The sequence below is a fragment of the Streptomyces sp. NPDC047014 genome (assembly GCF_040644195.1).
In the GTDB taxonomy this organism is placed as follows: domain Bacteria; phylum Actinomycetota; class Actinomycetes; order Streptomycetales; family Streptomycetaceae; genus Streptomyces.
Genome location: NZ_JBEYVX010000002.1, coordinates 99732 through 108663, shown reverse-complemented (window position 1 = coordinate 108663; position 8932 = coordinate 99732). Strand labels below are relative to the sequence as shown.

The 8932-nt window shown below is 72.2% G+C and carries 12 protein-coding genes and 1 tRNA gene; 6 read left to right on the top strand and 7 right to left on the bottom strand.

The features are described 5' to 3' along the window. Window positions 1-24: 24 nt before the first annotated feature. From ABZ873_RS01725 to ABZ873_RS01715, 3 genes are all read right to left on the bottom strand, one after another. Complete coding sequence (locus ABZ873_RS01725) at window positions 25-522, bottom strand: phosphoribosyltransferase (protein ID WP_360863821.1); 498 nt, start codon at window positions 520-522, stop codon at window positions 25-27. After that, window positions 519-1106 (bottom strand): dCTP deaminase, encoded by a 588-nt coding sequence (gene dcd, locus ABZ873_RS01720; RefSeq protein WP_360863819.1) that lies wholly within the window; start codon window positions 1104-1106, stop codon window positions 519-521. The genes ABZ873_RS01725 and dcd overlap by 4 nt, the downstream gene beginning before the upstream one ends. Before the next feature lie 100 nt (window positions 1107-1206). Next, complete coding sequence (locus ABZ873_RS01715; RefSeq protein ID WP_360863817.1) at window positions 1207-1419, bottom strand: hypothetical protein; 213 nt, start codon at window positions 1417-1419, stop codon at window positions 1207-1209. A gap of 176 nt (window positions 1420-1595) precedes the next feature. On the opposite strand from ABZ873_RS01715, the gene ABZ873_RS01710 reads away from it, so the two are divergent. After that, a tRNA-Gly gene (locus ABZ873_RS01710) sits at window positions 1596-1666 on the top strand. Between the two features lie 132 nt (window positions 1667-1798). Here the strand turns inward: ABZ873_RS01710 and ABZ873_RS01705 are convergent. Next, window positions 1799-2242: an NUDIX domain-containing protein gene (locus ABZ873_RS01705; protein WP_360863816.1), complete on the bottom strand. Its 444-nt coding sequence runs from the start codon at window positions 2240-2242 to the stop codon at window positions 1799-1801. 185 nt (window positions 2243-2427) lie between these two features. Here ABZ873_RS01705 and ABZ873_RS01700 point away from each other — a divergent pair, with 185 nt between their 5' ends. From ABZ873_RS01700 to ABZ873_RS01690, 3 genes are read left to right on the top strand one after another with little or no spacing between them, the layout of a single operon-like run. Beyond that, window positions 2428-2700 (top strand): hypothetical protein, encoded by a 273-nt coding sequence (locus ABZ873_RS01700; RefSeq protein WP_360863814.1) that lies wholly within the window; start codon window positions 2428-2430, stop codon window positions 2698-2700. Continuing rightward, window positions 2697-3218 (top strand): RNA polymerase sigma factor, encoded by a 522-nt coding sequence (locus ABZ873_RS01695; RefSeq protein ID WP_360863812.1) that lies wholly within the window; start codon window positions 2697-2699, stop codon window positions 3216-3218. Before ABZ873_RS01700 ends, ABZ873_RS01695 begins: the two co-directional genes overlap by 4 nt. Next, window positions 3215-4072, top strand: a complete 858-nt coding sequence (locus tag ABZ873_RS01690) for a sigma-70 family RNA polymerase sigma factor (protein ID WP_360863810.1) — start codon at window positions 3215-3217, stop codon at window positions 4070-4072. The genes ABZ873_RS01695 and ABZ873_RS01690 overlap by 4 nt, the downstream gene beginning before the upstream one ends. Before the next feature lie 76 nt (window positions 4073-4148). On the opposite strand, the gene ABZ873_RS01685 is transcribed toward ABZ873_RS01690, so the two are convergent. Beyond that, window positions 4149-5003: a helix-turn-helix transcriptional regulator gene (locus tag ABZ873_RS01685; RefSeq protein WP_360863808.1), complete on the bottom strand. Its 855-nt coding sequence runs from the start codon at window positions 5001-5003 to the stop codon at window positions 4149-4151. A gap of 161 nt (window positions 5004-5164) precedes the next feature. On the opposite strand from ABZ873_RS01685, the gene ABZ873_RS01680 reads away from it, so the two are divergent. Beyond that, window positions 5165-6049 (top strand): alpha/beta hydrolase, encoded by an 885-nt coding sequence (locus tag ABZ873_RS01680; RefSeq protein ID WP_360863806.1) that lies wholly within the window; start codon window positions 5165-5167, stop codon window positions 6047-6049. A 344-nt stretch (window positions 6050-6393) separates the two neighbouring features. Here the strand turns inward: ABZ873_RS01680 and ABZ873_RS01675 are convergent, their stop codons facing one another. Continuing rightward, a complete protein-coding gene (locus ABZ873_RS01675) occupies window positions 6394-7182 on the bottom strand; it encodes a hypothetical protein (RefSeq protein ID WP_360863804.1) in 789 nt (262 codons plus the stop codon). A 668-nt stretch (window positions 7183-7850) separates the two neighbouring features. After that, entirely contained in the window at window positions 7851-8240 is a 390-nt protein-coding gene (locus tag ABZ873_RS01670) for an SHOCT domain-containing protein (RefSeq protein ID WP_360863802.1), read from the bottom strand. A 172-nt stretch (window positions 8241-8412) separates the two neighbouring features. On the opposite strand from ABZ873_RS01670, the gene ABZ873_RS01665 reads away from it, so the two are divergent. Continuing rightward, window positions 8413-8910: a potassium channel family protein gene (locus ABZ873_RS01665; RefSeq protein ID WP_360863800.1), complete on the top strand. Its 498-nt coding sequence runs from the start codon at window positions 8413-8415 to the stop codon at window positions 8908-8910. Window positions 8911-8932 lie beyond the last annotated feature (22 nt).

The window sequence follows — 8932 nt, the reverse complement described above, 5'->3', positions numbered from 1 at the left end:
CACGCTCACGCACCGCGCGCTCGGTCAGGCGTCGAGGATCTGACCCTCGCGCACGACGACCGGCGGCTCGGTCGACCAGGGGAACTCGATCCAGTCGTCCGTCTTCTTCCACACGTACTCGCACTTCACGAGGGAGTGCGACTTCTCGTAGATGACGGCGGAGCGGACCTCGGCGACATGGCCGAGGCAGAAGTCGTGCACCAGCTTGAGCGTCTTGCCGGTGTCGGCGACGTCGTCCGCGATCAGCACCTTCTTGTCGGTGAAGTCGATCGCCTCGGGCACGGGCGCCAGCATGACCGGCATCTCCAGCGTGGTGCCGACGCCGGTGTAGAACTCCACGTTCACGAGGTGGATGTTCTTGCAGTCCAGCGCGTACGCCAGACCGCCCGCGACGAAGACCCCGCCGCGCGCGATGCTGAGGATGATGTCGGGCTCGTAGCCGTCGTCGGCGATGGTCTGCGCCAGCTCGCGCACGGCGCTGCCGAACGCCTCGTAGGTCAGGTTCTCGCGTACTGCGCTCATGCCTCGTGCCTCACCTGGGTGCGGTGGAAGTTCTGGAAGGAGCGCGAGGCGGTCGGCCCGCGCTGCCCCTGGTAACGGGAGCCGTACCGTTCGCTGCCGTACGGGAACTCCGCGGGCGAGCTGAGCCGGAACATGCAGAGCTGCCCGATCTTCATCCCGGGCCAGAGCTTGATCGGCAGCGTGGCGAGGTTCGACAGCTCCAGGGTCACGTGGCCCGAGAAGCCGGGGTCGATGAACCCGGCGGTCGAATGCGTCACGAGACCGAGGCGGCCCAGGCTGGACTTCCCCTCCAGCCGGGAGGCGATGTCGTCGGGCAGCGAGATGACCTCGTAGGTCGAGGCGAGGACGAACTCGCCCGGGTGCAGGATGAACGCCTCGTCCCCCTCCGGCTCGACGAGCCGGGTCAGATCCGGCTGCTCGATGGCGGGGTCGATGTGGGCGTAGCGGTGGTTCTCGAAGACCCGGAAGAACCGGTCGAGCCGCACATCGATGCTGGAGGGCTGCACCATCGATTCCTCGAACGGGTCGATGCGCACCCGTCCGCTGTCGATCTCGGCCCGGATGTCTTTGTCAGAGAGAAGCACGTCCCGAGGATACGCAGAGCGCGCGGACCTCCCCCAATCGAGAGGGCCCGCCCGCGCGCCCACACCTACGACGGCGGCCTGCTCCTCACCGCCACTACCACTAACGCTTGACGCTGCCCCCGACGGGCACGGCCTGCCGCAGCCGGGCACACCGCGGACACCGCAGCAGCCGTCCGGGCCCGATCCGGCCGGCACCGAGGTGCTGCAGCGGGAAGGAGGCGGTACTGAAAACGTGCCCTTCGGCACAGCGGACGACGGTGTGCTCCATCGAGTCCCTTTCCCCAACGAGCTGTACTGCGACGAATCGCCACATTAGGGGATGACCCACACCCACTCCAGCCGCCGCTCCGCCCCCACGGTACGCCCAACTCCCGCCCCCACACGCCCCCCTGCCCACCCCACACGACACCGCCCCCGCGGCGGATACGCCGGGGGTCGATCATGAGGTAGAGTGAGCGACGGTAGGACTCCAGGCAACTGGCCCACCGCGCGGATGTAGTTTAATGGTAGAACATGAGCTTCCCAAGCTTATAGCGCGGGTTCGATTCCCGTCATCCGCTCTTACAAGAAGGCCCAGGTCAACGACCTGGGCCTTCTTCGTTGTCTAGACCTCCTTAGGGGCCTTGCACCACCTCCGCACCACCTTGGCCCTTCCGCTGCTTCTTCCGCGCAGCCTGCCGCTGCGCCCTGGGTCACACCCCGGGCCCGCTACCGCCTCCGAGGCTGCCGTCGCGGATGGCGGCCCGCAGCACGTCCGCGATTCCCTCGGGCTTGAGGTCGATGCCGTCGAGCCCTTCCACGGTCAGCGGGATCTCCTCCAGCGCGTATGCGCCGCGGCCCTCGGCGCTGAACTCGGGGCCGGTGCGGTCCTCGAAGGACCAGGTGGTGACGCGGGCGAGGTAGAAGAGCTGGCGCTCGTCGTCGGACTCCATGGTGTGGAGGAGGCGCACGATGTCGGCCTTCCCCGCGATCTCCTCGTGGATCTCCCGGTGGAGGGCGGCCTCCCGGGACTCGTCAGTCGGCTCGACGCCGCCGCCGGGCAGCACCCAGTACACGGGAACACCGGGCTTGGTACGGCGGATGACCAGCATCGTGCCGTCGGCGGTGACGAGGACGGCGCGTACTCGCTCGTTCATTTGGCATGGCTCCTTGCCTGTTGTGGAGCCCCCAGTGCAGCAGCCGGCCGCGGTCGAGGGGGACGGATCGCCAGGAGAGAAGTGAAGACAACTCGCTTTGTACTGCAGCATTTTGGCCCGCATCCGCCTTTCCTGTGGCGAGGGCCCCTTTCGGGCGGGGACCGTGACCGACGGACGGAGACGGTGTGGGAACACTGACGGATGCGGTACCGATCGTTGCCGCCGCGGTGGCCGGTCTGGCAGCCGGGCGGGGCCGCGGTGCGCACGTGTGGCGGCTGCTGAGAGAGACCCTCCGCCAGCGCGAGGCCGCGCGCGCCGGCCGGGAACTGGTGGACCTGGTGGAACGGCTCCCTCCGGGCAGCAGCCTCGTCGTACGGCAGGAGCCGGGCGGCCGCCGCAGCCTGGAGGTACGCACCATCAAGCACGCCCCGCCACGCAGCCGGCGCGGCGCACGTTGACCGGGGAGCGCGCCCGCCCGCCGGCGCCCGGCTTCGAGCCGTTCTTCCTGCGCTACGAACCGCTCGTACGCCGCTACCTCTTCACCCGCGGCGCCCGTCATGACGTACTGGACGAAGCGGCTCAGGCGACGATGGAGGAGGCGCTGCGGTCCTGGGCCCGCCTCAGCGCTCATCCCAATCCGCAGGCATGGCTGTTCAAGGTGGCCGGACAGCGGTACGACACCGTCCGCAAGGAGCACCTGCGGCTGGGAGAGCGCACCGATCCCGCCGACTTCGACCGGCTTCCGCCCGACGACGCCGGCCTCAGCTGCGACGACCGTCTCGACCTGGTGCGCCGTATCGACGAGTTACCCGAACAGCAGCGTGAGGCCGTGATGTTGCGGTGCCTGTTCGATCTGCCCTACGACCAGGTGGCTCATGTCATGGGGGTACGAGCGAGCTCGGCCCGGGCCCATGTCTCCCGCGCGCTGTCCCGTCTCAGCCAGATGTACGCCGAAGAGGAAGGGGGAGCCGCATGAGCGTCGAAGAGCACCTGGAGCAGACGCGGAGCGCCCTCGCGCAGATGTGGTCCGATCCGGAGGAGACCGCCGAGCGCCTGCGGCAGTTCCTGGCACGCACGGACCCCGCCGCTCCCCCCACCCAGACGCATGCCGCCGCCCCGTCGCACGCGGCCGCTCACGCCCCCGGTGCTACGCCGGCCCACCGCGATGAACAGCGGCTCGCGCTCTGCCACGCGACCGCGCAGACCTCGACCGTCCGGGCATGGCCGGGAACCGGCGCCCCGGCTGATCCCCGTACCCCTGGAACTCCGGCGGACCGGGGCAGTGCTGCGGGCATGACGGACCTCGTCGAGCGGGCCCGGGCCGGCGAGACCGACGCCTTCGGGCGCCTCTACGACGAGCACAGCGACGCCGTCTACCGGTACATCTCCTTCCGCGTGGGCGGCGAGGCCCTGGCTGAGGACCTGACGAGCGAGACCTTCCTGCGCGCCCTGCGCCGGATCGGCACCTTCACCTGGCAGGGGCGCGACTTCCGCGCGTGGCTCATCGCCATCGCCCGCGACCTCGTCGCGGACCATTTCGCGTCCCGCCGCTTCCGGCTGGAGATCACCACCGCTGACCTGCTCGACGCCGCCGAGGTCGTGCCCTCCGCCGAGGACTGCGCCCTGGGCGCCGTTTCCGCCGCCGCCCTGCTGGAGGCCGTACGACTGCTCACGCCGAGGCAGCAGGAGTGCGTCACCCTGCGCTTCTTCCTGGACCTCTCCGTCGCCGAGACCGCGCGCGTGATGGGCAGGAGCGAGGCTGCCGTCAGGGTCCTCCAGTACCGGGCCGTCCGCGACCTTGCCCGGCTTCTGCCGGGCGGCGATGCATGACGTCCGGGCGGGTGGGCGGGTGGTCGTTCCGGCCCTTGACCGGGCTCGGTCGGGCCTGCGTGCGGCGGGCCCGGTCTCAGTCGGTGGCTGCGGTGAACTGGCCCGTGCCCAACACGCCCAGGAGGGCCAGGCGTTGCGCTGTGTCGGTGCCGGGGGGTGGGGTGTACATGACTACGCGTTGGTCGCCCTCCGGGGCCAGGAGGAGCTGGCAGTCCAGTTCCAGGGGGCCGATCAGCGGGTGGAGGACGCGCATGCGGGAGGTGCGGCGGACCGAGACCTCGTGCAGGTCCCACAGGGTCGTGAACTCCTCGCCGGTCGTCCTCAGCCGCTCCACCAGGCGTGTCGCCGCCGGGTCGCCGGCCCGGCGGCCCACGGCCGCGCGCAGGTCGGCGACGTGCAGGCGGCTGTAGTACGCGTGCTCCTCCGGCGGGTACGCGGTGCGCTGGGAGGGGTCGGCGAACCAGCGCCAGACCACGTTGCGGCCATGCTCCGACACCGTGCACACGCCGCCCAGCAGGGCCTCGGCCAGCGCGTTCTGGGCGAGGACGTCGCCGAGGTCGCCGAGCACCTGCACCGGTGTGGCGGGGAGGTGGTCCAGCAGGTGCAGCAGCCCGGGGCCGACGTGGTCGCCCGAGGTGCGGGCGGCGGGCGGGCGCCGGCCGGCCAGGAGGTGGAGGTGGTCGCGCTCATCGTCGGACAGGCGCAGGGCGCGGGCCAGGGCGGCGAGCATCTCCGGCGAGGGCTGGGGGCCGCGGGCCTGTTCGAGGCGGATGTAGTAGTCCGCCGACATGCCCGCGAGCTGGGCGACCTCCTCGCGGCGCAGCCCCGGAGTACGGCGCCGGGGCCCCACCGGCAGGCCCGCCTCCTGGGGGCGCACCCGCTCGCGGGAGCGGCGTAGGAAGTCGGCGAGGGCCGCGCGGTCGATCTTCATACGGGCATCCTGCCGGAGGGCGCCGGGCGCAGGGAGGGACTGGCGGTCCCAGGGTGGAGAGGGCTCTCCCGGGCGCGGCCGGGCGGCGGCACGGTGTGGACCGGGCCGGACGAGGAGACGAACGGCCGCCGGTCGGCACACATCAGCGAGGAGCTTCCCCCATGACTACGACCATGACCACTGCCGCGACCAGTGCCGCGACCAGTGCCGCGACGAGCGCCACCGCAACCAGCGCCACCGTCCGGGTCGACGGCGCGCGGGTCCGGTACGGGAAGGCAGGCGCGGGTCCCGCGCTGGTGCTCGTGCACGGCACCGGATCGGCCGGTTCCGCCGTCAACTGGGGTCAGACCGCGCCCCGGTTCACCCCGCACCGCACCGTCATCACCCCCGACCTGTCCGGCACCGACGCGACCGTCGACGACGGTGCGCCGCTGACCGCCGAGGGCCTGGCGGCGCAGGTCATCGCCGTCATCGAGGACGCGGTGGACCCGGCGGAGGGGCCGGTCGACCTGCTGGGGTTCTCGATGGGCGCGACCGTCGCCGCCACAGTGGCCGCCCTGCGGCCCGACCTGGTGCGGCGGCTGGTGCTCGTCGCCGGCTGGGCACACACCGACGGCGACGCGTACCTGCGCAGCCTGTTCACCCTCTGGCGGGACCTCGGCGCCTCGGACCCCGCCTCCTTCGGCCGCGCGGTGGCGATGACCGGGTTCAGCCGCGCCTTCCTCAACTCGATCGGCCACGAGGCGTTCGAGGCCCTGATCCCGAACATGCCGCCGACGGCGGGCACGCTGCGGCACATCGACTACGACCTGCGCGTGGACCTCCGCCCCCTGCTGCCCCGCGTCGAGGCCCGCACGCTGGTGATCGGCGGCACCCAGGACATCACGGTCCCGGTGGAACACAGCCGCGCGCTGCACGCGGCGATCGCGGGGAGCTCGTACGCGGAGCTGGACGCGGGGCATGTGATGTTCTTCGAGCAGGAGGACGCGTTCGTGAAGCTGGTGACGGCCTTCCTCGGGGACGCGGCCGCCGGGGCGTGCGGCTGAGCGGTGCCGGTGTTCAGCCGGATGCCCCCGCGAAGTTCGGACCGGGGGCCCTCGTGGGGCGCGGGCGGTATAGGTGCCGAGCGCCGTCTCCCCGGGCCCCTGGACCGCGTCACGGAGGCCCGGCCGGCGGCGGTGGTCGCGGTCGTCCCGCCGGGCAGGTCGGCCATCGGGCCGAGGCCGGTGACCGTCGCCGACGCGGGCAGGGCCGTCAGGGCCGCGATGGGCCGCCGCGCGCGGCGGGCGGTCCACCCTGCCGGACGCCGGACCGGCCCCGGAGCACCTTGCCGGGCACCGGCAGCGTGGGAGGAGGGGGGAAGACCGCGCGTACGGGGGTCGGGCGGTCGTCAGTCCTGGTGGGGGCGGGGGGTCAGGGTCGGGGTGGGGTGGGGGGTGAGGGCGAAGCCGTGGGTGGCGGCGAGGGCGCGGGTGTGGGCCGTGGAGAGGGAGCCGGGGCGTTCGAGGGTGAGGGCGGGGAGGCCCGAGCGGCCGGTGCCGGTGACGTGGTGGAAGGAGAGCACCGTGGTGGGGACGGGGGCCGGGGCGTGGTGGGGGTGGAGGGAGCCGGCCGCGGGTGCGTCGGGGGTGGGGAGGGCGAGGGTACGGAGGGACTGGCCGGGCGGGGTGGTCAGGTGGCGGGGGTGGGCGGTGGAGGCGACGGCGAGGTAGGTGCCGGCGGTACGGGTCAGGGCCTCGGCCAGGAAGGTGTGGGACGGGCAGTGGTGGCCGGGGGCGAGCAGGCGGACCGTGGTGACGCCGTCCTGGACGGACGTCAGGTGGTGCGGGATGTGCGGGGCGGCGGGGCCGCGGAAGCCGAAGGGGCCGAGGAGGAGCAGTTCCTGGATGAGCTCCTCGACCTGGCGGCGCGGGAAGCGGGCCGGCAGCCGGCTCCAGTCGAAGAGCGAGGCGATACGGGCGCGGGTGGTGGTGACGCTGCCGGGGCGGGTCGGGGGGCGGCCCTTGAGGTGGTTCAGGCGCTCGACGGCCGGCTGGTCGGGGAGGGCGGTGACGGCGTAGGCGGTGCCGAAGGGGTGGACGACGGGTGAGCCGTCCGCGAGCGCGTCGGCGGCGGTGCGGAGGTCGTCGGCGCCCTCCAGGGCCGGCTCTCGGGTCCTGCTCGTCTGCTGTCCGCCCACTGCCGGCCTCCAGGTTGTGATCGCTTAAGACGCCAAACGACGCGTCAGGGCGGGGGTCACCTGGGGTCCCTCGGGCGGCAGATGGCCGGCGGGGGTTGGGGCGGGGCCCGGGGCCCCACCCAGCCGCTCAGCGGCTTTGCCGGAAGCAGGCCGGCGGACCGTGTGCGCGGTGGCCGCAGGCCGCACCCCGGGACGGGGTGGGGAACGACGGCGCTCGCGCGCGCGGAGTTGTCGCGGTGGCTACGGGCCGCGCCCCGGTACAGGGTGCGGAACGGTCACGCCCATGCGCGGAGTTGTCGCGGCGACTCAGGCGCGCGTCGGCGCTTCGGGAGCCGCTTGGGCGGGCCGTACGCCCACTGCCCAGGGACTCGCCAGAGGCCGGGCGGCGAAGCCGACCTCCGGGACGGGGTGCAGAACGGCGGCGCCCGTGCCGGAGTTGTCGCGGCGGCCCAGGCCGCGCGCCGCCGCCTGGGCGGCCGGGCGCCCAGTGCCCCAGGGACTCGCCACGGGCCGGGCAGTGAACCGGGCCTTGTGAGTGCGGGAGTTGCCCGGCCGGTGCGGCTGCCGCACAGCGGCCTCGGCCGGGCGGAGACCGCACCGCGTGCACTGCCGCCGGGACCCGACCCCCTTGGGGGTCGGGTCCCGGCGGCAGGGGGGCTGGCTGGGTGTTACGCCAGGAGTTTGGATTTGGCCCTGTCGAATTCTTCCTGCGTGATGTCGCCCTTGTCCTTCAAGGCCGACAGTTTGCTCAGTTCCTCCGCCGAGCCGCCGCTCGTTCCCGCCGCCTGCTGGACGTACGAGCGGAAAGCCTCCTGGTTTTCCTGGTATTGCTTCGCGTCCCGTTCGTGCATGCTGTGGCCGCGCACGATGACGTAGATGAATACGCCGAGGAACGGCAGCAGCAGGACCAGGATGAGCCAGCCCGCCTTCGCCCAGCCGTGCAAGGTGTGGTCACGGAAGATATCCGTGATGATCTTGAACAGGAGGAAGAACCACATGACCCACAGGAAGAACCACAACATCGTCCAGAAGAGGTTGAGGAGGGGATAGTCGTCCATGCTCGACTCCGTTCACGACCTGGTTATTCATTGATACAGGCGGCTTCCCGGTTGCGCATGCCGAGCCGGAACCGGGCCCTCTCCGCTGGCCGGGCCCGCCCGCGGGCGTTCTGCTGAGGGCATGGAGCGCAGTGGTGGAGGGTGGCGGCATCGGCGGGTGGTGCTGGGGCACGTGACGCGGTCCCTGGGGTCCGTGGGGCTGCTCACCGCCGGGTACTACCTGTCGCCCCTCGATCATGGCTTCGGGGTGAAGACGCTGGTGACGCTCGTGCTCGGGCTGATCGCCTTCTGCCTGCTCGCGGCCTGGCAGGCGTCCGCCATCACCCGTTCGGCGTATCCGCGGCTGCGCGCCCTGGAGGCGCTGTGCACGGCCGTGCCCCTGTTCCTGGTGCTGTTCTCCGCGACCTATTACGTGCTCGCCGCGAACGTGCCCGGCTCCTTCAACGAGCCCCTGGACCGCACCGACGCCATCTATTTCACCGTCACCGTCTTCGCCACCGTCGGCTTCGGCGACATCGCCCCCGTCTCCGAGACCGGGCGCGTGCTCGTCACCGTGCAGATGATCGCCGACCTGGCCGTCGTCGGCGTGATCGCCAAGGCGCTGTTCGGGGCCATGCGGGTCGGAATGCGCAGGCGGGCGGGGGCCGCGCAGGTGCCGGACGAGGAATGAGGAGGGGATTCCCGCGCACCCC

Coding starts and splice junctions, on each gene's coding strand:
- ABZ873_RS01685 (WP_360863808.1), bottom strand. CDS start 5,003: ATGAAGATCGACCGCGCGGCCCTCGCCGACTTCCTACGCCGCTCCCGC.
- ABZ873_RS01705 (WP_360863816.1), bottom strand. CDS start 2,242: ATGAACGAGCGAGTACGCGCCGTCCTCGTCACCGCCGACGGCACGATG.
- ABZ873_RS01670 (WP_360863802.1), bottom strand. CDS start 8,240: ATGGACGACTATCCCCTCCTCAACCTCTTCTGGACGATGTTGTGGTTC.
- ABZ873_RS01690 (WP_360863810.1), top strand. CDS start 3,215: ATGAGCGTCGAAGAGCACCTGGAGCAGACGCGGAGCGCCCTCGCGCAG.
- ABZ873_RS01715 (WP_360863817.1), bottom strand. CDS start 1,419: ATGTGGCGATTCGTCGCAGTACAGCTCGTTGGGGAAAGGGACTCGATG.
- ABZ873_RS01680 (WP_360863806.1), top strand. CDS start 5,165: ATGACTACGACCATGACCACTGCCGCGACCAGTGCCGCGACCAGTGCC.
- ABZ873_RS01725 (WP_360863821.1), bottom strand. CDS start 522: ATGAGCGCAGTACGCGAGAACCTGACCTACGAGGCGTTCGGCAGCGCC.